The 19,045-nt window shown below is 44.4% G+C and carries 32 protein-coding genes and 1 pseudogene; 31 read left to right on the top strand and 2 right to left on the bottom strand.

Annotation, left to right across the window (positions count from 1 at the left end; genetic code table 11):
• Window positions 1–35: 35 nt before the first annotated feature.
• On the bottom strand, window positions 36–359 hold the full coding sequence (locus SPSYN_RS06785; RefSeq protein WP_161821728.1) for a hypothetical protein: 324 nt from the start codon (window positions 357–359) through the stop codon (window positions 36–38).
• A gap of 630 nt (window positions 360–989) precedes the next feature.
• Window positions 990–1,232: a DUF378 domain-containing protein gene (locus SPSYN_RS06780; RefSeq protein ID WP_161821727.1), complete on the bottom strand. Its 243-nt coding sequence runs from the start codon at window positions 1,230–1,232 to the stop codon at window positions 990–992.
• Window positions 1,233–1,387: 155 nt separating this feature from the next.
• On the opposite strand from SPSYN_RS06780, the gene SPSYN_RS06775 reads away from it, so the two are divergent.
• The 31 genes and pseudogenes from SPSYN_RS06775 (at window position 1,388) to rpmJ (ending at window position 19,039) form a co-directional block, all read left to right on the top strand.
• Window positions 1,388–1,669: a DMT family transporter gene (locus tag SPSYN_RS06775; RefSeq protein ID WP_243152948.1), complete on the top strand. Its 282-nt coding sequence runs from the start codon at window positions 1,388–1,390 to the stop codon at window positions 1,667–1,669.
• Between the two features lie 159 nt (window positions 1,670–1,828).
• Complete coding sequence (locus tag SPSYN_RS06770; protein ID WP_161821726.1) at window positions 1,829–2,953, top strand: metallophosphoesterase family protein; 1,125 nt, start codon at window positions 1,829–1,831, stop codon at window positions 2,951–2,953.
• Window positions 2,950–5,355, top strand: a complete 2,406-nt coding sequence (locus SPSYN_RS06765; protein ID WP_161821725.1) for an AAA family ATPase — start codon at window positions 2,950–2,952, stop codon at window positions 5,353–5,355. The genes SPSYN_RS06770 and SPSYN_RS06765 overlap by 4 nt, the downstream gene beginning before the upstream one ends.
• Window positions 5,356–6,164: 809 nt before the next feature.
• Window positions 6,165–6,657: pseudogene (locus SPSYN_RS16470) on the top strand (MCP four helix bundle domain-containing protein); the annotation flags it as partial.
• A gap of 2 nt (window positions 6,658–6,659) precedes the next feature.
• A partial coding sequence (locus SPSYN_RS15860) for an EF-Tu C-terminal domain-related protein (protein WP_480935853.1) occupies window positions 6,660–6,860 on the top strand: 201 nt, incomplete at its 5' end.
• A 39-nt stretch (window positions 6,861–6,899) separates the two neighbouring features.
• Window positions 6,900–7,208: a 30S ribosomal protein S10 gene (rpsJ, locus tag SPSYN_RS06755; RefSeq protein ID WP_161821723.1), complete on the top strand. Its 309-nt coding sequence runs from the start codon at window positions 6,900–6,902 to the stop codon at window positions 7,206–7,208.
• A gap of 153 nt (window positions 7,209–7,361) precedes the next feature.
• Window positions 7,362–7,991, top strand: a complete 630-nt coding sequence (gene rplC / locus SPSYN_RS06750; protein ID WP_161821722.1) for a 50S ribosomal protein L3 — start codon at window positions 7,362–7,364, stop codon at window positions 7,989–7,991.
• A 29-nt stretch (window positions 7,992–8,020) separates the two neighbouring features.
• The gene (gene rplD / locus SPSYN_RS06745) at window positions 8,021–8,644 is read left to right on the top strand and encodes a 50S ribosomal protein L4 (protein ID WP_161821721.1); all 624 of its coding nucleotides are present in this window, start codon (window positions 8,021–8,023) and stop codon (window positions 8,642–8,644) included.
• Window positions 8,644–8,928, top strand: a complete 285-nt coding sequence (gene rplW, locus SPSYN_RS06740; protein WP_161821720.1) for a 50S ribosomal protein L23 — start codon at window positions 8,644–8,646, stop codon at window positions 8,926–8,928. The genes rplD and rplW overlap by 1 nt, the downstream gene beginning before the upstream one ends.
• 60 nt (window positions 8,929–8,988) lie before the next feature.
• The gene (rplB, locus tag SPSYN_RS06735; RefSeq protein WP_161821719.1) at window positions 8,989–9,816 is read left to right on the top strand and encodes a 50S ribosomal protein L2; all 828 of its coding nucleotides are present in this window, start codon (window positions 8,989–8,991) and stop codon (window positions 9,814–9,816) included.
• A gap of 33 nt (window positions 9,817–9,849) precedes the next feature.
• Entirely contained in the window at window positions 9,850–10,134 is a 285-nt protein-coding gene (rpsS, locus tag SPSYN_RS06730) for a 30S ribosomal protein S19 (protein WP_161821718.1), read from the top strand.
• A gap of 24 nt (window positions 10,135–10,158) precedes the next feature.
• Window positions 10,159–10,503 (top strand): 50S ribosomal protein L22, encoded by a 345-nt coding sequence (gene rplV, locus SPSYN_RS06725; protein WP_161821717.1) that lies wholly within the window; start codon window positions 10,159–10,161, stop codon window positions 10,501–10,503.
• 1 nt (window position 10,504) lies between these two features.
• A complete protein-coding gene (rpsC, locus tag SPSYN_RS06720; protein ID WP_161821716.1) occupies window positions 10,505–11,170 on the top strand; it encodes a 30S ribosomal protein S3 in 666 nt (221 codons plus the stop codon).
• Between the two features lie 5 nt (window positions 11,171–11,175).
• A complete protein-coding gene (rplP, locus tag SPSYN_RS06715; protein WP_161821715.1) occupies window positions 11,176–11,610 on the top strand; it encodes a 50S ribosomal protein L16 in 435 nt (144 codons plus the stop codon).
• Window positions 11,600–11,803 carry a 50S ribosomal protein L29 gene (gene rpmC / locus SPSYN_RS06710; protein ID WP_006522863.1) on the top strand — a complete coding sequence of 68 codons (204 nt, stop codon included), beginning with the start codon at window positions 11,600–11,602 and terminating at the stop codon, window positions 11,801–11,803. The genes rplP and rpmC overlap by 11 nt, the downstream gene beginning before the upstream one ends.
• 39 nt (window positions 11,804–11,842) lie before the next feature.
• Window positions 11,843–12,109 (top strand): 30S ribosomal protein S17, encoded by a 267-nt coding sequence (gene rpsQ, locus SPSYN_RS06705; protein WP_161821714.1) that lies wholly within the window; start codon window positions 11,843–11,845, stop codon window positions 12,107–12,109.
• A 45-nt stretch (window positions 12,110–12,154) separates the two neighbouring features.
• A complete protein-coding gene (gene rplN, locus SPSYN_RS06700) occupies window positions 12,155–12,523 on the top strand; it encodes a 50S ribosomal protein L14 (RefSeq protein ID WP_161821713.1) in 369 nt (122 codons plus the stop codon).
• Between the two features lie 29 nt (window positions 12,524–12,552).
• Window positions 12,553–12,879 carry a 50S ribosomal protein L24 gene (rplX, locus tag SPSYN_RS06695; RefSeq protein ID WP_161821712.1) on the top strand — a complete coding sequence of 109 codons (327 nt, stop codon included), beginning with the start codon at window positions 12,553–12,555 and terminating at the stop codon, window positions 12,877–12,879.
• Between the two features lie 23 nt (window positions 12,880–12,902).
• Window positions 12,903–13,445: a 50S ribosomal protein L5 gene (gene rplE, locus SPSYN_RS06690; protein ID WP_161821711.1), complete on the top strand. Its 543-nt coding sequence runs from the start codon at window positions 12,903–12,905 to the stop codon at window positions 13,443–13,445.
• 40 nt (window positions 13,446–13,485) lie between these two features.
• Window positions 13,486–13,671, top strand: coding sequence for a type Z 30S ribosomal protein S14 (locus SPSYN_RS06685; protein WP_161821710.1), 186 nt, complete (start codon window positions 13,486–13,488; stop codon window positions 13,669–13,671).
• A gap of 21 nt (window positions 13,672–13,692) precedes the next feature.
• A complete protein-coding gene (rpsH, locus tag SPSYN_RS06680) occupies window positions 13,693–14,091 on the top strand; it encodes a 30S ribosomal protein S8 (protein WP_161821709.1) in 399 nt (132 codons plus the stop codon).
• 24 nt (window positions 14,092–14,115) lie between these two features.
• Complete coding sequence (rplF, locus tag SPSYN_RS06675; protein WP_161821708.1) at window positions 14,116–14,661, top strand: 50S ribosomal protein L6; 546 nt, start codon at window positions 14,116–14,118, stop codon at window positions 14,659–14,661.
• A gap of 21 nt (window positions 14,662–14,682) precedes the next feature.
• Window positions 14,683–15,048, top strand: coding sequence for a 50S ribosomal protein L18 (gene rplR / locus SPSYN_RS06670; protein WP_161821707.1), 366 nt, complete (start codon window positions 14,683–14,685; stop codon window positions 15,046–15,048).
• A 29-nt stretch (window positions 15,049–15,077) separates the two neighbouring features.
• On the top strand, window positions 15,078–15,578 hold the full coding sequence (gene rpsE / locus SPSYN_RS06665) for a 30S ribosomal protein S5 (protein ID WP_161821706.1): 501 nt from the start codon (window positions 15,078–15,080) through the stop codon (window positions 15,576–15,578).
• Window positions 15,579–15,589: 11 nt separating this feature from the next.
• A complete protein-coding gene (gene rpmD / locus SPSYN_RS06660) occupies window positions 15,590–15,769 on the top strand; it encodes a 50S ribosomal protein L30 (RefSeq protein WP_161821705.1) in 180 nt (59 codons plus the stop codon).
• A gap of 12 nt (window positions 15,770–15,781) precedes the next feature.
• Window positions 15,782–16,225 carry a 50S ribosomal protein L15 gene (gene rplO, locus SPSYN_RS06655; protein WP_161821704.1) on the top strand — a complete coding sequence of 148 codons (444 nt, stop codon included), beginning with the start codon at window positions 15,782–15,784 and terminating at the stop codon, window positions 16,223–16,225.
• A gap of 13 nt (window positions 16,226–16,238) precedes the next feature.
• On the top strand, window positions 16,239–17,504 hold the full coding sequence (gene secY / locus SPSYN_RS06650; RefSeq protein WP_423828287.1) for a preprotein translocase subunit SecY: 1,266 nt from the start codon (window positions 16,239–16,241) through the stop codon (window positions 17,502–17,504).
• A 13-nt stretch (window positions 17,505–17,517) separates the two neighbouring features.
• On the top strand, window positions 17,518–18,264 hold the full coding sequence (map, locus tag SPSYN_RS06645; RefSeq protein WP_161821703.1) for a type I methionyl aminopeptidase: 747 nt from the start codon (window positions 17,518–17,520) through the stop codon (window positions 18,262–18,264).
• Window positions 18,265–18,352: 88 nt separating this feature from the next.
• Window positions 18,353–18,646: a KOW domain-containing RNA-binding protein gene (locus tag SPSYN_RS06640; RefSeq protein WP_243152947.1), complete on the top strand. Its 294-nt coding sequence runs from the start codon at window positions 18,353–18,355 to the stop codon at window positions 18,644–18,646.
• Between the two features lie 21 nt (window positions 18,647–18,667).
• Entirely contained in the window at window positions 18,668–18,886 is a 219-nt protein-coding gene (infA, locus tag SPSYN_RS06635; protein WP_006522848.1) for a translation initiation factor IF-1, read from the top strand.
• Between the two features lie 39 nt (window positions 18,887–18,925).
• Window positions 18,926–19,039, top strand: coding sequence for a 50S ribosomal protein L36 (gene rpmJ, locus SPSYN_RS06630; RefSeq protein ID WP_161821702.1), 114 nt, complete (start codon window positions 18,926–18,928; stop codon window positions 19,037–19,039).
• Window positions 19,040–19,045 lie beyond the last annotated feature (6 nt).

The raw sequence follows: 19,045 nt of genomic DNA, 5'->3' as shown, positions 1-19,045 counted from the left end.
GCCTTTTGATGCACCGTAACATCCCCGGTTTGCACTCACTTTTTGGTGATTTCCAAATGCTCTTCACGCAACTGGTGCGTTTGGTCAGGCTCGGGCACAGCTGGTTTTTTAGCCAATACGGGGTAATTGGCGGCGGCCGGGAAACTAAGCAGGGCACCTATACCACCACCGGTAACCAGACCCAGTGCCGTTTTGGCTACGGCTGCCCCAATGGCAACAGAGGCCGATTCCAGGCCGAGTCCTGGATACAGGAAACCGGCTAGCGCTCCCACCAGCCCGCCAATGGCTGCACCGGTTAAAATCCCTTTGAGCAAACGAGTATTAATGTAGTCTTTAACGCGAATATCCTGCTTTTTCATTTGCTTCCCCTTTAAAACGTCTCAAAAAATCAGCGTCATATCATATTATCTTTCAACATGCTCAAATCTATTCCAGCTTAAAGGCACACAGCGAGACAGGACACCCCCCTGTCTTTTGGGCTTTCAGCTTTGTTAACGCTTTTTTATTGGTGCCTTCTTTGGCGTGATCATAGCGTTTATGTTTAGTTATATTTTTAATGGGCGTTATTACCTTTTAAAGGGTGCAGGCATTGGCTTAGGCATTGGGCTTTTTACCTTGGGTTTGCCTCTAAAATCTTTAATTACCCTGAAGCCATTCAATATTGCTTGGGTGATATTATCTCCTTGCTGTTAAGCCTGGTTATTTACGTCATGATTACCGTGTATGTGCTTAAAAGATTCGGCTTAATTTAAGCTAGTAATTAACCACCAACCCCACCAAATCACTCCCAAAATGCAATTAAATTTCCCTGATCGTCAACCAAAACCGATCACCTTAGGGGGTAACCCCAATTTCTGCTGATGGAAAGGCTTCGCCGGGGTAATTACCTGGGACGCTGCTTCATGCGGTGCGGAGGCGAAACTGCAAGCAAGAAAATTAACAGGGCACCCGAAGGTGCCCGTTTTGATGTTCATAATTTTGCTTGAGGTTTATTTATCATTATTTTTAACAGCATTGTCTGTAATTGCGTTTTCCCTGAAGAGGAAAGTGATGCAATAAAGTCCGGCCAGACCAACTATGGAATAAATTAACCTGCTCAAGCTAGATGTTTCTCTCAACTCGGCACCGCCAAAAATAGCGGCTACCAGATCCCATTGAAAGACACCGACCAACAACCAGTTAATAGCCCCAATAATCACCAGTACTAAAGCAGTTCTTGACAACCAATCCATGTAATAGCCTCCTCATTGTAATTTACCTCTATTCTTTTACAATTTAATAAATTTTATACTTACCCATTTACAAGTCACATTGACAATACATATTACACCATTCTTCTATATTCATTCAATGCTACCAAGCTGTAAAGTATAGCGGACTTAACTTATTGGAAGAGGGGCAAGAATTTGGACTGGCCTTAAAGTATCTACCTTTGTCAACAGCCTACGCTGTGTGGGCTGGTATGGGGACAGCTTTAACGGCATTGGTCGGCATTGTGCTTTTCCATGAAGATATAAGTATTTTGAAAAACAAAGCTTTTCTTACCATAATTGCAGATGTTGTTATACTTAACAAATCAAAAGAGGAGGAGTTTCAACGCACTATTCAAAGGTCACCAACAACACTCTTTGCAGTTAACGCGTATTGCAGAACAGGTCAACAAGCATAAAGAGTATATTCTGCGAAGAATTAAATAACCGTATTCTCTAAAGCTGCCACTCCAGTAAAATATTAAAGGGAATATAACATGTTTTAGCGAACCTTATAGAGCAAACAACGTGAACATGCTTTAAGTATCACGTTTTTTTATCATAAGGGGGTAATGGGCATGGCCTTAAAAATACTTCATACCAGTGATGTTCATATTGGTATGAAATTCAACGGTTACCCTGAATTTATCCGGGGAGAATTGGTTGAGGCAAGATTCAAAGCGCTGGCCAATCTCATACAAACGGCCAATGAGAAAGAGTGCCGTTTATTTGTTATTGCCGGCGACTTATTTGATAAAACAACCATAGCCAAAAAAGATGCTGAAAGAGTAATTAATATACTTGAGGATTTTGCTGGGGATTGCGTCCTGGTCATGCCAGGCAACCATGATTATGACAATGGGATGATTGAGCTTTGGGATTTATTTACCAGAAAACTGTCCGACAAAATTGTTGTATTAAATGAAAATAAGGTTTATCAATTGGCTCAAACCCATGACTTAGATGTAGCCATCTATCCTGCTCCATGCAATAAAAAAATAAGTAAAGCCAACAACCTGGGCTGGATTAATGAATTACATGAACTACCTACAGCTGCCTTACATATCGGGATTGCCCATGGAGCTCTGGAGGGCTTATCTCCAGACTTAAAACAAGATTACTTTTACATGCAGGTTAGTGAGTTAGAACATATTCCGGTTGATCTTTGGCTGCTGGGACATACCCATGTGCCTTATCCGGACCTGGAGCTGGTGAAAGGCCATAAAATTTATAACGCCGGTACTCCCGAACCTGATGGCATGGACTGTTCCCATGTTGGTCATGCCTGGCTGATTGAAATTGATGAACAAAAGAATGTTCAAGCCCAAAGACTTGCTACCGGCTACTATAGATTTATTGATACTGAAGAGATCATTACTGATTGGGATTCCCTGGACAGGTTGAAACAAAAATATTTAAATGAAACAGCCACTCAAACCCTGCTGCGTCTAAGCATCAAGGGACGGGTTGATCGTGAGTTATTTAACCAAAAACAAGCCCTCTACCAGGAATTAGAACAGAGCTTGGCTTATGTTTTAATCGATGATTCAGGATTAGGTTTAAAAATTACAGCGGATGTGATCGACCAGGAATTTACCGCCGGTTCTCTGCCCCACCAGCTTTTCATGGAGCTTATTGCGCAAAACGATGAAGAAGCTCTACAGGTAGCTTACGAATTGGTCAGAGAGGTAAAAGCCGGATGAAAATAAAGTATATCAAATGTAAAAAATTCGGTGGCGTTTCAAATAAAATAATTAAATTTGAGGATGGTTTAAATGTCATTGTCGGTGCCAACGAGGCCGGTAAGAGCACGGTAATAGATGCCATGTTTGCCGCCTTATTTAGGAGCCACAACTTAAAACGAAATACAAATATAGGCAGAGATTTTTATGAAAAATACCTCCCTTATCCAGATGGTGATAGTGCTGTCGTAGAAACTTGTTTTAATATAAATAACCTGGATTTTGAAATTAGTAAGGAATGGGGTATTGCTCCTTCCGGCAGCGTAAGATTTGACGGTAAAATGCTCAAAGATGAGGGTACTATGACCCAAAAGCTGCAGGAGGCATTGGGTTACGGCGAAAACACTTTTAAAAATATAGTATTTGCCAGACAGAAAGACATCCGGGAAGCCCTGGAGAAGATTAGTAAAGACGAGGAAACCTCGGCTGTCATTGATAATATTTTAAAACGGGCGGTCATGGTTTTAGATGGGATTTCTGTAGAAAAATTAAAGAAGCTAATTGATCAAAAGCTGCTGGTTTATTCTGCTAAATGGGACCTGGCAAACAACCGCCCCGAGGGTAATAAAGGTATTAACAACCCCTGGAAAAGAGGGATTGGCAGTGTTTTAGCCGCTTATTACCAAAAAGAGCAACTTAAGCAGGACATGGAGAGTGCGCAAAAGGTCGAAACCGAATTTTCCTTGCTCAGTGAAAAACTAAAAGCGGTGCGGGCCAGGAAACAACAGATTAAAGAGCAGGGCAGTAAGTACGCTCAATTTGAAGGAGACATTATTCAACGCTCAATTTTAGAATCCCAGTTATTAAACCTGCAAAAAAAAGCAGCTGTATTAAGAGAAGTTTACAAACAATTCCCGATTATGCAAATGGAGTTAAGTAATAAAGGGAATGAACTGCAAAAGTTGGAGACCAAAGCACAGCAATTAGAGGATGAACTAAAAAGCGCTGATTTAATCCAAAAAGCTCAGCAGACCAAACAACTCCTGGCTAAAGTTGACAGTATTAGTCAGGCGATAGCTGGAAAAATAGCCGAACAAAATAAGCTGGTTGAAATTAAGGACGAAGAAATTAGACGTTTGGATAAACTACACGAAAGCATGTTATCCGCCAAAGCTAAAATGGAAGCGGGAACCTTGCTGGGCAGATTAAACAAGAGTCAGGGTTACCTGGTTTTCGTCACCAGGGGTCTTCATGAGCGGGAAGAGCTCACAGAAGGAGCCAATTTAACGGCAAGCGGCTATCTGCGTGTTGAAATTGAGGATGGCTTTGACCTGGAAGTAAGGGCAGGGGAAGTCGCCTTTGCCGAGCTCAAGCGACAGTACAAAGAGGCAGAAGAAGAGCTTACCGGTATATTGTCCAGGCTTAATGTTCCCGATCTAGCCCAAGCCAAGGTAAATCACCGTCTATACAAGCAGCTGCAGAGTGATATTAATAGCCTACAAAAACAAATTGAGACCTTGTTAGGGGATAAGACTGTTGAGCAGCTTAAAGCATCTATTCAACTAGAGAAAAACCTCAGTGCCAGGGATGTAAAAGAAATTAACCAGGACAAGCAAAAAATAAATAGTGAGCTAACCAACCTGAAAGCAGAAGTGATCAGCTTGGCTAAAACATTTAAAGAGTGGACCGATAAATACGAAAACCCGGATAAAGTAATTGACTTGCTGACTACTACTTTAATCAGTATTAAAGAAACAGAGGCAAAATTGCAAAACTTAGCTGCACTTCCACAGGAATTCAGAACTACGGAAGAATTTCTAAGTCATCTAAAGCAATTAAGAGCGGCTTACGAACAAGCCGCCAAAGAAGATATCCAATTAACCCAGGATTATTACGCCATTAAATTGCCTGACGTATCCTTCGAGGAATTAGCGCCTCTTTATAAGGAAGCTGAACTTAATTTTGAGAAGCAGCTGGCACATTTGCATTGCCTGCTGCAGATCAAGCAAACCTTAAACCGTAAGTTAAAGGAATTAGATCAAGGTTCCAATGAACCTCTGGTTGAGTTATTCAGTAAATACCTGTCCATACTGACCCTGGGCAAATATTCTGTTGGTAAACTAAGGGGTAATCTTGAAGTAGGGATCATTAAGGAAGATAACATCGCCTTGCCAAGTACTTTGTTTTCTGCGGGGACTTATGACTGTGTGTTATTGGCCTTAAGGTTTGCCCTGCTGGAATATCTATTTAAAGATAAGCAAGGCTTTGTTGTCCTCGACGACTGCCTGGTTAATCTCGATCCAGATCGAAAAGTCAGGGCTGTCGAACTAATTAAAGAGTACGCTCGAAATAATCAGGTCATCTTTACCACCTGTGACCCTGCAACAGCGGATTTATTAAGTGGCAACGTGATTCATATTTAATTCGAAGGTATGTTTTTAAACCAACAACTTGCTACAATAGTAGGGCACAGGGTATTGGTATTTGAGTATTGATATTACTTACAACAGGCTAGCACGAGGACAGTTGTACTTAATAACCTTGATAGACAGCTATTCGAATGAATCCACACATGACTAGGCCGTCCCTGGAGCCTGCCCTGGTCATGTGTGAATTTATTTTAGATATTATTTTATAATAGTTTGCTATACAACAAAACAACATTAATCCACCCTTTCAACTTTCTCAATGGGTATGTCCATAACTTTGTGTAATTGGATTATTTAGCTATAATTTTGGGTAGGCTCATAATAGCTCTTACCTGCAGAGAGGATAGGGCAATGCTGGGAGAAACCCGAGCGCTCTGCAGGGTTCTGCCGGAGATAGCTGAGGATATTATTCCCAGCTTTCTTCTTTTTATTGCTATCTCTGGGAGAATTAAAAGCGATAAACCCGTTTTTTATTTTGACAGCTAATTTATCCCGTACAAGATTGTTTTTTCGGGGATTTAATCCAGATGGACAATGCTGCACTGCCGGTATGGTTTACATACGCCTGGCAATGCTGACCAAATAGCTAAATAATACATTGACTTAATATTTTAAACGACGATGTTCTTATGGGTATCAGCTTGTTATATAGAAATATTAACGATATGACAATTTGTTGCATTATTCCCGAAGGTAATAATGACTTTGCCGTTTAATTTAATAAACAAAATGCAAGATAATAGTTACACCATTATATTTTTCAAAACATTCGTAAATTAAAACATAAGGAGAGATAAGTTTTTATGAAATTAAGGAATAAACTATATATTGATTTTGGTATCTTTTTAGTTTTACTTATAATTATCAATATTATTTCTCTTAATATTGTTAGCCAATTTAAAAATAACACGAACGAAGTAGTGCAAAATAATTATGAAAAGGTCCGTTTGGCAAATATTGTCCGTTTTGAAATCAATAATACCAGCAGGCTTTTTAGGGATCTTACCATGCTAGATAATAATAAAGAGAGTATGGAAAAAGATCTACAAAGTATAGCAGATTCTAGAGAAATCACATTACTAGCCTTAAATGATCTGGATAAATCAGTAAAGTTAAACCAGACAAAGAAATTAGTGTCTAATTTAAAATTTATGTATAACACTTATAATAATTTACAAAACCAAGTTGAAACCCTGGTTAAAGAAGGTCGTAAAGACGAAGCAATTGAAATAATCATCGATAATCAAAATTTTAGAGTTGAAATGTTTAAAATAACAAACCAAATTGTAGAAATTGNNCCACAGTTCTACTTCCGCACCACAGACGTTACCGGCGTAGCCCAGCTGCCGGAGGGTGTGGAAATGGTTATGCCGGGCGATAACATTAGAATGAATATCGAGCTGATCACTCCCATTGCTATAGAAGAAGGATTGCGCTTCGCCATTCGTGAAGGTGGTCGCACGGTGGGTGCTGGTGTGGTTACCGGTATTAACGAGTAATTTTTGACGCTCTTCTTTTAGGCGAAAGGAGGTCAGTGCATGAAAAATCAAAAGATCCGTATACGGCTTAAGGCGTATGATCATCATATGCTGGACCAATCGGCCCAGAAGATTGTAGAAACTGCCCGGCGGACTGGAGCCAATGTGGCGGGTCCTGTACCTTTGCCCACGGAAAAAAATATCTATACGATATTACGTTCCCCGCACGTTAATAAAGACTCAAGGGAACAATTTGAAATGAGAACTCATAAGCGGTTGATTGATATCATGGAACCTACACCAAAAACAGTAGATGCGTTAATGCGTTTAGACCTGCCCGCCGGTGTGGATATTGAAATTAAACTGTAAGCAAGATAAGAAATTAACAGAAAGCAGTCTCGAAGGTCAAGTTCAGCTAAGTTTGGTCATATTGACATTGAACTTCATACGCTGAACCGCTGACGGCATCGAAAAGCCTATGAAGCATTGTACTTCGAGCAGGCTCGGGAGGTGCAAGGAGTAATGCCCAAAGCAATATTGGGTAAGAAGGTTGGTATGACTCAGGTATTTACAGAGCAAGGTATTGCCTTGCCGGTAACCGTTATTGAAGCCGGACCCTGTGTAATTGCGCAAAAGAAAACCGTTGAACATGACGGTTATGCTGCCATTCAAGTAGGCTTTGGTGAAAAACGGGAAAATCTGGTTAACAAGCCAATGAAAGGCCATTATGAAAAGGCGGGTATCAAGCCCAAGCGTTACCTGCGGGAAATACGCGTTGATGACATTGATGCCTATGAAGTTGGGCAGGAAATCAAAGCGGATATTTTTGCACCCGGTGAAAAAGTTGACGTTGTGGGTACCACCAAAGGACGTGGTTTTTCGGGTGGTATCAAACGCCATGGCTTCCATCGTGGGCCTATGGCTCACGGTTCCAAGTATCACCGGAGGCCCGGTTCGCTGGGGGCCAAAGGTCCGGCCCGGGTGTTCAAAGGCAGAAAACTGCCGGGGCACTATGGCGCTGAACGGGTGACCATACAGAATTTAGAGGTTGTCCGGGTGGATGCCGGGCAAAATCTGCTGGCAATAAAGGGAGCCATTCCAGGCCCGCGTGGTGGTTTGGTTATGGTCAAGAAATCCGTTAAAGCCAGGTAACGGCGCGCAGCGAAAGGAGGAAGTCATTCATGCCCAGAGTTGCTATGTATAATATGAACGGTGACCAGGTCGGGGAAATCGAATTAAAAGAAGATATTTTCGGTATTGCTGTTCACGAGCAAGCGTTGCATGATGTTGTAACCATGCAGTTAGCCGGAAGACGGCAGGGTACCCACGATACTAAAACGAGAGCAGAGGTCAGCGGTGGTGGCCGCAAACCTTATCGTCAAAAAGGTACCGGTCGCGCTCGGGCCGGGTCGAACCGTTCACCCATTTGGCGCGGCGGTGGCACTGTATTTGGGCCACACCCGCGTGATTATAGCTACCGGATTCCTAAAAAGGTACGCAGGCTGGCTATGAAATCAGCACTGTCGTCCAAAGTTGAGGGTGGCACCATTGTTGTATTGGAAGAATTAAAGCTAGATGTGCCCAAAACCAAGGATATGGTAAAGATACTTAGTAACCTTAAAGTTAATAACAAAGCTTTAGTAGTTACTGCCCAGAGAGATGACATGGTTTATAAGTCGGCTCGTAACATTCCGGGAATTAAGCAATTAAGTGTTCCGGGGCTGAATGTTTACGATTTACTGGCGCATAAAACGCTGGTCATTACCAAAGACGCGGTGGCCAGGGTTGAGGAGGTGTTTGTTTAATGAAAAACCCTCGCGATATTATTAAGAAGCCGGTAATTACCGAAAAAAGTATGGGTTTGGTGGAAGAAAACAAGTACACCTTTATCGTGGATATAGGTTCCAACAAGATTGAGATCCGCAAGGCCGTGGAAGAATTGTTTAATGTTAAAGTTGACAAAGTGCGTACTATGCGGGTCAAGGGCAAATTAAAGCGGGTTCGTAATCGCTGGGGCAAGACACCCGATCGTAAAAAAGCCATTGTTACTCTTAAAGAAGGAAAAATTCAGCTCTTTGAAGGTGTTTAGTGAAATGATTCTCTCGCTGTCCAGGCAAGGGCACGGGAGCGCGATAAGGAGGGAAACCAGGTGGGGATTAAAAAATTCAAACCTACATCGCCGGGTCGAAGGTTTGTTACAGTTTCAACTTTTGAGGAAATAACTGCCAGCGAACCGGAAAAATCCCTGCTGGAACCGCTTAATAGCAAAGCCGGCAGAAATGCCAATGGCAGAATAACTGTGCGTCACCGTGGTGGAGGACATAAAAGGGCATATCGGATAATTGATTTTAAACGGGATAAGGACGGTATACCGGCTAAGGTAGCCACGATTGAGTATGACCCTAACCGTTCGGCACGTATTGCCCTGCTGCATTACGTTGATGGTGAGAAACGTTATATTATTGCTCCGGTGGGCCTGCAGGTAGGTCAAAAAGTTGAATCAGGTCCTGAAGCTGATATCAAAGTGGGCAATGCCCTGGCTTTGCGTAATATTCCAGTGGGTACAATGATTCATAATATTGAGCTGCACCCCAAGGGCGGCGGCCAATTGGTTAGATCAGCCGGCTCGTCTGCGCAGCTAATGGCCAAAGAGGGTAAATACGCGCATGTACGTATGCCTTCTGGAGAAATGCGTTTGATTTTACAAGATTGCCGGGCTACGATTGGCCAGGTTGGTAATGTGGATCACGAGAATATAACTGTTGGTAAAGCCGGCCGCTCCCGCTGGCTGGGTAAACGCCCCACAGTACGTGGCGTGGTAATGAACCCTGTGGACCACCCGCATGGTGGTGGTGAAGGCCGTTCACCCGTTGGTAGAAATCCGGTAACTCCTTGGGGTAAACCGGCTCTGGGTGCACGCACACGGAAGAAAAAGTCCAGTGATCGCTTAATTGTTAAGCGGCGTGGTAAAAAATAAGATAATGTACAGCTGCAGGAAGGAGGCTAGCCGATGGGTCGCTCTCTAAAAAAAGGCCCGTATTGTGACGAAAAGCTCCTTAATAAAATCCAAGAGATGAATGAAAAGGGCGATAAAAGGGTCATTAAAACATGGTCCCGCCGTTCCACCATTTTCCCGGATATGATCGGGCATACTCTCGCAGTGCATGATGGCAGGAAACATGTTCCCGTATATGTTACCGAGGATATGGTTGGTCATAAATTAGGCGAGTTCGCCCCCACGAGGCTTTTCCGAGGACACGGTTCTCATACTGAAAGGTCTACGTCCTTGAAGTAAACGTGTAAAGGGGGTATAACAACCATGGAAGAAGCAAAAGCGGTTGCGAAATATATTCGCATCTCCCCACGTAAAGTGCGTCAGGTTATTGACATAATAAGGGGTAAGGATGTACAAGAAGCACTGGCAATATTAAAATTCACGCCCAAGAGGGCGTCTGTACCAGTAGCTAAGGTGGTTAAATCAGCCGCCGCCAACGCCGAGCATAATTATGAAATGAATAAGGATAACCTGTATGTGGCCGCTTGTTATGTAGATCAAGGACCCACCTTGAAACGGTGGCAACCCCGAGCTATGGGGCGTGCGGATGTGCTGCGTCACCGTACCAGCCACATTACTGTGGTAGTAAAAGAAAAAAAGGAGGGTTAGTGTGGGGCAGAAGGTAAATCCCGTTGGGTTGCGCATTGGCATTATTAAAGACTGGGAAGGTAAATGGTATGCTGATAAGAAAAACTTTTCCACTCTTTTGCTAGAAGATTATAATATACGCAAATTTGTTAAGAAGAAATTGTTTGCCGCAGGCATTGCCCGCATACAGATTGAGCGGGCTGCTAATAAAATAAAATTATCTATCCATACAGCTAAGCCCGGTATTGTTATCGGACGGGGCGGTACCGAGGTGGAAAATTTACGCAAACAGCTGGAACAAATGACCGGTAAACATGTCAATATCAATATTGTTGAAGTGAAAGTACCTGAAATCGATGCCCAGCTATTAGCAGAAAACGTGGCTTCGCAATTAGAAAGAAGAATTGCTTTCCGCCGGGCTATGAAGCAAAGCGTTGGCAGGGCTATGAAGATGGGCGCTAAGGGGATCAAGATTTCATGCAGCGGTCGTTTAGCTGGGGCTGAAATTGCTCGCACCGAGTGGTACAGTGAAGGCAAAGTTCCTTTGCACACCTTGCGGGCTGATATTGACTATGGATTTGCTGAAGCAAACACAACTTATGGAAAAATCGGTATTAAGGTTTGGATATATAAAGGAGAAGTTTTGCCGGAAGGTAGAAGAACCACTGCCGGTAAAGGAGGCGAATAGGCTTTATGCTCATGCCAAAAAGGGTAAAATACCGCAAGCAGCGCCGCGGGGCGATACCCTCGGGTAAATCCAAGGGGGGCAATGAAGTCCATTTTGGGGATTATGGGTTAAAAGCGCTGGAACCCGGCTGGATTACCAATCGGCAAATCGAAGCCGCTCGTATTGCGATGACACGTTATATTAAGCGTGGCGGTAAAGTATGGATTAAGATTTTCCCCGATAAACCGGTTACTAAAAAGCCGGCTGAAACCAGGATGGGCAGTGGCAAAGGTGCACCCGAGTGGTGGGTAGCTGTTGTAAAGCCCGGTCGGATTATGTTTGAGTTAGCCGGCGTAAATGAAGAGGTTGCCCGGGAGGCCATGCGCTTGGCTTCGCACAAGCTACCCATCAGGACTAAGTTTGTAAGACGTGGGGAAGTAGGTGAGGCAAGTGAAAGCTAAGGAACTGCGAGATATGACCGTTGAGGAATTACAAAAGAAAATGAACGATACCAAGGATGAGTTGTTCCGGCTGCGCTTTCAACTAGCTACCGGACAACTGGATAACCCCATGCGTATCAAGGAAGTTCGAAGAAATATTGCCCGCGTAAAAACTGTTATTCGGGAAAGGGAAATTGGTATCAAGCGGGCCTAGTGAATAAACGTATTATCCCGAAGCAGGAAGGGGGTAGCCATGTTGACGGAGCGCAACTTGCGCAAAACTAAAACAGGCGTGGTTGTAAGTAATAAAATGGATAAAACAGCTGTTGTAGCTGTGGAATTATTAGTAAGACACCCGCTATATAACCGGACTATCAGACAAACTAAAAAATATAAGGCCCACGATGAAGAAAATATATGTAATATCGGCGACAAGGTCAAGATAATGGAAACCAGGCCATTGTCCAAGGATAAAAGGTGGCGTGTGGTGCAAATATTACGCAAGACAGAGCAGTTATAGCCGCCGGTAGCCCGCCGGGGTTATTGTGCGAAGGAGGCTAATACGGTGATTCAAGTACAAACAATGCTTAGAGCGGCAGATAATACTGGTGCCCGTAAGCTGATGTGTATTCGCGTGATGGGCGGTTCGTTACGCCGATATGCCAGTTTGGGTGATGTGGTAGTTGCATCCGTCAAGGAAGCTACACCAGGCGGCGTTGTTAAGAAAGGTGACGTGGTTCAGGCTGTTATTGTCCGAACCAAAAAGGAAGTACGTCGTCCCGATGGTTCTTACATTAAATTTGATGAAAACGCTGCGGTAATCATAAAAGAGGACGGAACTCCGCGTGGCACCCGTATTTTTGGGCCCGTGGCCCGGGAATTAAGAGAGCATGATTATATGAAAATTGTCTCCCTGGCCCCGGAAGTATTGTAGTAGATGCCGCTACAGGAGGTGCAACGGATATGACCAAGCCCAAAGTTCATGTGCATAAAGGTGATACAGTATTAGTGATTCGTGGTAAAAGCGCCGGTAAAAAAGGTAAGGTGCTGGAGGTGCAACCAGCCAAAAGCCGTGTGGTAGTAGAAGGTGTAAACAAGGTTAAACGTCACACCAAACCTACCCGTAGTATGCCGCAAGGTGGTATTATGGAGAAGGAAGCCCCGATCCATAGTTCCAATGTAATGCTGTATTGCAGTAAATGTAATCGCCCCACTCGGGTGGGCAAGAAAATACTGGAAGATGGGAAAAAGATTCGCCAGTGTAAGAAATGCGGGGAAGTGCTCAGCTAACCCGGCGGAAGGAGGGTATAGGTGTGCCAAGGCTTAAGGATAAATTCAGAGATGAAGTAGTTAAGGCCATGATGGAAAAGTTTGGCTATAAAAACCCCATGCAAGTCCCCAGGCTGGAAAAGGTAGTTATCAATATGGGGGTGGGTGAAGCCATCCAGAATAGTAAGGCTATTGATGCTGCGGTGAACGATTTAATGATTATAACAGGCCAGCGGCCAGTGGTCACCAAGGCAAAAAAATCCATTGCTGCTTTTAAGTTACGTGCCGGGATGAACGTTGGCTGTAAGGTTACGCTGCGGGGCGATCGGATGTACGAGTTTGTCGACAGGTTAATGAATATAGCACTGCCCCGTGTGAGGGACTTCCGTGGTACATCCCCGAAGTCGTTTGACGGGCGGGGTAACTATAGCATGGGTGTTAAAGAACAACTTATATTTCCGGAAATCGATTACGATAAAATTGATAAGATCAGGGGCATGGATATTATTTTCGTTACCAGCGCCCAGACTGATGAAGAAGCCCGGGAATTACTCCGTTTACTCGGGATGCCATTTAAAGCAGCTTAAGAGCGGGTAATATAGGATTTCAACAAAAGGAGGGAAATGTGTGGCTAAGAAGTCGATGATAGCCAGATCCAAGCGCCCTCCCAAATTTACGGTGCGGGCGCACAACAGATGTAATATATGTGGCCGACCTCATGCATATATGCGCAAGTTTGGGATTTGTCGAGTTTGCTTTCGGGAATTAGCGTACAAAGGCGAGATTCCCGGACTGAGGAAGGCCAGTTGGTAAAAGGAAGGAGGTACTCCTTAGATGGTGATGACTGATCCTGTTGCTGATTTCCTGACACGTATCCGAAACGGCAATATGGTTTTTCACGATAAGATTGAAGCACCCGCTTCCAAAATGAAGCGATCTATTGCAGAAATTCTCAAGCAAGAAGGTTTTATCCGGGATTATGAGTACATTGAGGATGGCAAACAAGGTATCATCCGTGTTTACCTCAAGTACAGTGCAGGTAAAGATCGGGTGATTACTGGTCTCAAACGCATATCCAAACCCGGGTTGCGTGTATATGCTCGCAAAGATTCTATTCCCAAGGTATTGGGAGGATTGGGTATTGCCATTATTTCAACCTCCCGGGGGATTATGACCGACAAAAAAGCCCGTAAGGAAGGCCTGGGTGGCGAGGTTATCTGCTACATCTGGTAGAGCAGGGCATAGGAGGTGTAAGGCATGAGCAGAATCGGCAAAAAACCGGTACCGCTTCCCGATAAGGTCACGGCTACATTGGATGGTAACACCGTGCGGGTTGAGGGTCCTAAAGGGAAGCTGGAAAAAGTATTCCATCAGGACATGCTAATTAAGTTTGTAGATGACCGTACTATGGTAGTGGAGAGACCATCAGATAACAAGATGCACAAGGCTCTACACGGTCTTACCCGTACCCTGTTAAATAATATGGTACAGGGCGTTGCTAACGGATTCCAAAAGAATTTAGAGTTGGTGGGTGTAGGGTACCGTGCTGCCATGCAGGGTAATAAGCTGGTATTAACTGTGGGATACTCACATCCGGTGGAAATTATTCCACCCGCGGGGATAGAAATTGAAGTGCCGGCTCCTACCAAGATATCGGTTAAGGGCATTGATAAAGAAATGGTAGGTGCTATAGCGGCCAACATTCGGTCGGTAAGGGAGCCCGAGCCTTATAAGGGAAAAGGTATCAAGTATGAGGGCGAACATATCCGCCGTAAAGTGGGCAAAGCCGGGGCTAAACGTTAACGGGGGAAGGAGTGAAGTGGCATGTTTAAAAAACCCGACCGTAATACGCTGCGCAAGAAACGTCAACTGCGCGTACGTAACAGGGTCAATGGTACCGAACAGCGTCCGAGGCTGAATGTGTACCGCAGCCTCAATAACATATACGCACAGATTATCAATGATGAGCGTGGCGAAACACTGGTGACCGCCTCATCCCTTTCGCCCGAAATTAAAGGTACGATGTCTGGAGGTGACCGGCAATCTGCTGCGGCAGTGGGCAAACTCATTGCCTCCAAAGCCCTGGAAAAGGGGATCAAACAGGTAGTGTTTGACCGGGCCGGTTATGTTTACCATGGACGTGTTAAGGCTCTGGCCGATGGTGCCAGAGAGGGCGGTCTTGAGTTTTAAGAAGAATCGGTTAAAAAGGAGGGGAAACGGTGTCAAGATTTGAACCACCCAAGTCCGAGTTTTCCGAAAAAGTAGTATTTATAAATCGAGTGGCTAAAGTGGTCAAGGGCGGCAGGCGGTTCAGCTTTTCGGCCCTGGTAGTTGTCGGAGACGGTAACGGCGCAGTAGGCGCCGGGTTGGGCAAAGCCAGTGAAGTGCCTGAAGCTATTCGCAAGGCTGTTGAGGATGCCAAGAAGAAACTGGTTAATGTACCTTTTGCGGAGGCTACAATTCCGCATGAAGTCATTGGCCGATTTGGTGCGGGAAGAGTGTTATTAAAACCCGCTGCACCAGGAACCGGCGTTATTGCGGGCGGTCCTGTCAGGGCTATAATGGAGCTGGCCGGTGTGAAGGATGTTTTGACAAAGTCTCTGGGTTCTAACAATGCCAATAATGTGGTGCGCGCCACTTTTGAAGCTATTAAAATGTTGAAAACGCCGGAGCAAGTTGCCCGTATGCGCAATAAATCTGTGGAAGAACTGTTGGGTTAGGGGGGTATTTTGTGGCCAAGCTGAAGATTACCCTGGTCAAAAGTGTTATTGGTAAACCGGAGACCCAAAGAAGAACTGTGCGCGCCCTGGGCCTTAAGAAAACAAATCGCTTTGTTATCCAGGAAGATACACCCCAGATAAGGGGCGCCATTAATAAAGTTTCCCATTTGCTTAAAGTGGAGGAAGTATAAAGGAGGTGCACAATGAACCTGCATGAATTGAAACCAACCCCTGGAGCACGGCGTAAGCCTACCCGTAAAGGTCAGGGTATCGGATCCGGATCGGGTAAAACAGCCGGTCGCGGGCACAAAGGCCAAAAAGCCCGTAGCGGTGGCGGAGTGAGACCCGGTTTTGAGGGCGGTCAGATGCCCTTGCAACGGCGTATGCCCAAGCGGGGATTCACTAATGCACCTTTCAAAAAGGAGATTATTACGGTAAACTTGGATAAATTAAACCGCTTTGAAAACGGTACCGAGGTGACCCCTGAAATTTTACTCGAAGCCAGAGTGATCAGAAAGATACGGGATGGGGTTAAAATCCTAGGCGAGGGAAACCTGGAAAAACCACTAACCATTAAAGCCCATGCATTTAGCAAGTCGGCGCTAGAAAAAATTGAAGCTGCCGGTGGTAAGGCTGAGGTGATTTAATGTGGCAACACTGATGGATGGCTTGAAAGGTGCATTTAAAGTCAGTGAGCTGCGTACCAAGTTACTGTTTACGTTATCGATGATTTTTATTTTTCGCGTTGGGGCTCATATTCCAGTTCCCGGAGTGGACGTCGATGCGTTTCGCGAGCTTATTGATACTGCCGGTGTCATATTAGGTTTTTTTGATGTAATATCAGGCGGTGCTTTTAAAAGTTTTTCAGTGTTTGCAATGAGTATTATCCCTTATATCAATGCTTCAATTATAATGCAGCTCCTCACAGTGGTTATACCACATTTGGAGCGCCTGGCCAAGGAAGGTGAAGAGGGGCGCAAAAAGATTTCACAGTATACACGTTATTTTACCGTGGTACTCGCTTTTCTTCAGGCTGTAGGCATGAGCGTGATGATGGGTAAATATGGAGTTCTGCATAGTCCTGGTTTCTTCAGTTATGTTGTCATAATATTTACTTTAACGGCCGGTACGACATTACTGATGTGGCTCGGCGAGCAGATTACTGAGCGTGGTGTTGGCAATGGTATTTCATTGTTGATCTTTGCCGGTATAGTTAGTCGCCTGCCTTCAGGTATTCAAAACCTGTACCTGCAGTTTGAGGCCGGCACAATTAACGTAATGAGCTTGCTCATCCTACTTGTTATCGGTGGGCTGGTTATTGCTGGAGTAGTGGCCGTCCAAGAAGGCCAAAGGCGTATTCCCGTACAATATGCCAAGCGTGTGGTGGGTCGCCGGGTTTACGGCGGGCAGACAACTCACCTACCTCTGAAGGTGAATCAAGCCGGTGTGATTCCTGTAATTTTTGCTTCTTCATTAATGATGTTTCCTGAACAAATTGCACGCTGGTTTCAGGGCTCTGCCATAGCTGAATTTTATGTAAAATACTTTGGTTGGAATTCGGCAGCTCATACATTGATTTACGCTTTATTGATTATTGGCTTTACTTATTTTTACACTGCAGTAATTATGAACCCGGTTGACATGGCAGATAATATCAAAAAGTACGGTGGTTTCATACCTGGTATCAGGCCTGGTCGCCCCACATCAGAATACATTGCTAGAGTTATGAACCGCATAACACTGGCTGGTGCCGTGTTTTTGGCGTTAATTGCAATTTTACCAAACTTCGTGTTGTTGGCTACACGAATACCGAATATATATTTTGGCGGTACAGCTTTATTAATTGTGGTTGGTGTAGCTTTGGATACAATGAAACAAATTGAATCGCAACTATTAATGAGAAGCTATCAGGGGTTTATCAAGTAACCGGGGTGTTTGTATGATTATCTGTAAATCTGAGCGGGAATTGTCTTTCATGCGGGAAGCCGGTAAAGTGGTGGCTGGAGCTCTTGACGAGTTAGCCAAGAACATCACGCCTGGAGTAACTACCGCAGAACTGGACCAGTTGGCTGAGAAATACATTATTTCCCAGGGAGCTAATCCGGCTTTTAAAGGGCTTTACGGTTTTCCATACACCATTTGTGCATCGGTGAATGAACAGGTGGTACACGGCTTTCCTAGTTTAAGAAAATTGGAAAATGGAGATATTATTAGTATTGATGTTGGTGCGGAAATAAATGGATATTTTGGAGATTCTGCCCGTACCTTTGCGGTCGGTGAAATTTCTGAAGAGCTGCAAAGGTTATTGGATGTAACTCGTGCAGCGCTAGCAGAAGGCATAAATGCGGCAAGGAACGGAAACAGACTATCTGATATATCTTATGCTGTGCAGGATTATGTTGAAAAAAATGGCTATTCGGTGGTTAGAGATTACGTTGGACATGGCATTGGCACTAAAATGCATGAAGAACCCCAGGTACCGAACTTTGGTAGGCCAGGTCGAGGACCACGGCTTAAGCCTGGCATGACATTAGCAATAGAACCGATGGTAAACATGGGAAGTTACCATGTACAAACTCTTCTGGATAAATGGACGGTGGTAACACAGGATGGTCAACCATCGGCTCATTTTGAGCATACCATTGTAATTACCGATAGTGAGCCGGAGATTCTGACATTGCCCTAGAATTGTGCACTATAATTACATAATATGGTGTGGAAGTAATATGGGCAGGGACTTGATTTTGTACCCTGGCTTGTCTGGAGGATGAATAATGGTGCAGCTTGGGATAACCCCGGGACAGCTAGTGGAACCCAAGGCCGGGCGAGATAGCGGTAAGTACTATCTGGTGCTTCAGGTTATTGATGATTGTTACGTACTTGCTGTTGACGGAACGGTTAGGCGATTAGAGAATCCGAAGAAAAAGAACATTAAACATCTTATTTTGCACGGGAAAATCGCCAAGGAGATTGCTGGTAAGTTGAAGTTGGGTGAGCGTATTAGTAATGTCGAAATACGCAGAGCGCTTGAGGGCTTGCTAGATAAAACGGAAGAGCTGCCATTTTAAAGGAGGTTGGTTTGTTATCTAATGTCAGGTAAGGATGTTATAGAAGTTGAAGGTACTGTAATCGAGCCATTGCCGAATGCTATGTTCCGGGTGGAACTGAAAAACGGCCATAAGGTTTTGGCCCACGTGAGTGGGAAGATTAGGATGAATTTTATCCGGATTTTAGCCGGGGACCGTGTCATGGTGGAATTGTCCCCATACGATTTAACCCGAGGGCGCATTGTCTATCGTTACAAATAGCGTTCCGTACTAAAAGTAAGGGCCCGAGGAGGTTGAACAATGAAAGTCAGGCCTTCTGTGAAAACAATATGTGAAAAATGCAAGATTATACGTCGAAAAGGTAAGATCATGGTGATATGTGAAAACCCCAAGCATAAACAAAGGCAAGGGTAAGCTGGA

The organism is Sporotomaculum syntrophicum (assembly GCF_009932395.1).
GTDB lineage: Bacteria > Bacillota > Desulfotomaculia > Desulfotomaculales > Desulfallaceae > Sporotomaculum > Sporotomaculum syntrophicum.
The sequence above is the reverse complement of the archived record's forward strand: the minus strand, read 5'-3'. Positions and strand labels throughout refer to the sequence as shown.

Excerpts from the sequence above, each read along its gene's own strand:
- secY (WP_423828287.1), top strand. The coding sequence starts at position 16,239 with ATGGATGGCTTGAAAGGTGCATTTAAAGTCAGTGAGCTGCGTACCAAG.
- rpsQ (WP_161821714.1), top strand. The coding sequence starts at position 11,843 with ATGTTGACGGAGCGCAACTTGCGCAAAACTAAAACAGGCGTGGTTGTA.
- rplF (WP_161821708.1), top strand. The coding sequence starts at position 14,116 with ATGAGCAGAATCGGCAAAAAACCGGTACCGCTTCCCGATAAGGTCACG.
- SPSYN_RS06780 (WP_161821727.1), bottom strand. The coding sequence starts at position 1,232 with ATGGATTGGTTGTCAAGAACTGCTTTAGTACTGGTGATTATTGGGGCT.
- rpmJ (WP_161821702.1), top strand. The coding sequence starts at position 18,926 with ATGAAAGTCAGGCCTTCTGTGAAAACAATATGTGAAAAATGCAAGATT.
- rplR (WP_161821707.1), top strand. The coding sequence starts at position 14,683 with ATGTTTAAAAAACCCGACCGTAATACGCTGCGCAAGAAACGTCAACTG.
- map (WP_161821703.1), top strand. The coding sequence starts at position 17,518 with ATGATTATCTGTAAATCTGAGCGGGAATTGTCTTTCATGCGGGAAGCC.
- SPSYN_RS06640 (WP_243152947.1), top strand. The coding sequence starts at position 18,353 with ATGGTGCAGCTTGGGATAACCCCGGGACAGCTAGTGGAACCCAAGGCC.
- rpsH (WP_161821709.1), top strand. The coding sequence starts at position 13,693 with ATGGTGATGACTGATCCTGTTGCTGATTTCCTGACACGTATCCGAAAC.
- rplD (WP_161821721.1), top strand. The coding sequence starts at position 8,021 with ATGCCCAGAGTTGCTATGTATAATATGAACGGTGACCAGGTCGGGGAA.
- rplP (WP_161821715.1), top strand. The coding sequence starts at position 11,176 with ATGCTCATGCCAAAAAGGGTAAAATACCGCAAGCAGCGCCGCGGGGCG.
- rplC (WP_161821722.1), top strand. The coding sequence starts at position 7,362 with ATGCCCAAAGCAATATTGGGTAAGAAGGTTGGTATGACTCAGGTATTT.
- rplW (WP_161821720.1), top strand. The coding sequence starts at position 8,644 with ATGAAAAACCCTCGCGATATTATTAAGAAGCCGGTAATTACCGAAAAA.
- rplV (WP_161821717.1), top strand. The coding sequence starts at position 10,159 with ATGGAAGAAGCAAAAGCGGTTGCGAAATATATTCGCATCTCCCCACGT.
- rpsJ (WP_161821723.1), top strand. The coding sequence starts at position 6,900 with ATGAAAAATCAAAAGATCCGTATACGGCTTAAGGCGTATGATCATCAT.
- infA (WP_006522848.1), top strand. The coding sequence starts at position 18,668 with ATGTCAGGTAAGGATGTTATAGAAGTTGAAGGTACTGTAATCGAGCCA.
- rplO (WP_161821704.1), top strand. The coding sequence starts at position 15,782 with ATGAACCTGCATGAATTGAAACCAACCCCTGGAGCACGGCGTAAGCCT.
- rplX (WP_161821712.1), top strand. The coding sequence starts at position 12,553 with ATGACCAAGCCCAAAGTTCATGTGCATAAAGGTGATACAGTATTAGTG.
- SPSYN_RS06770 (WP_161821726.1), top strand. The coding sequence starts at position 1,829 with ATGGCCTTAAAAATACTTCATACCAGTGATGTTCATATTGGTATGAAA.
- SPSYN_RS06785 (WP_161821728.1), bottom strand. The coding sequence starts at position 359 with ATGAAAAAGCAGGATATTCGCGTTAAAGACTACATTAATACTCGTTTG.
- rpsS (WP_161821718.1), top strand. The coding sequence starts at position 9,850 with ATGGGTCGCTCTCTAAAAAAAGGCCCGTATTGTGACGAAAAGCTCCTT.
- SPSYN_RS06765 (WP_161821725.1), top strand. The coding sequence starts at position 2,950 with ATGAAAATAAAGTATATCAAATGTAAAAAATTCGGTGGCGTTTCAAAT.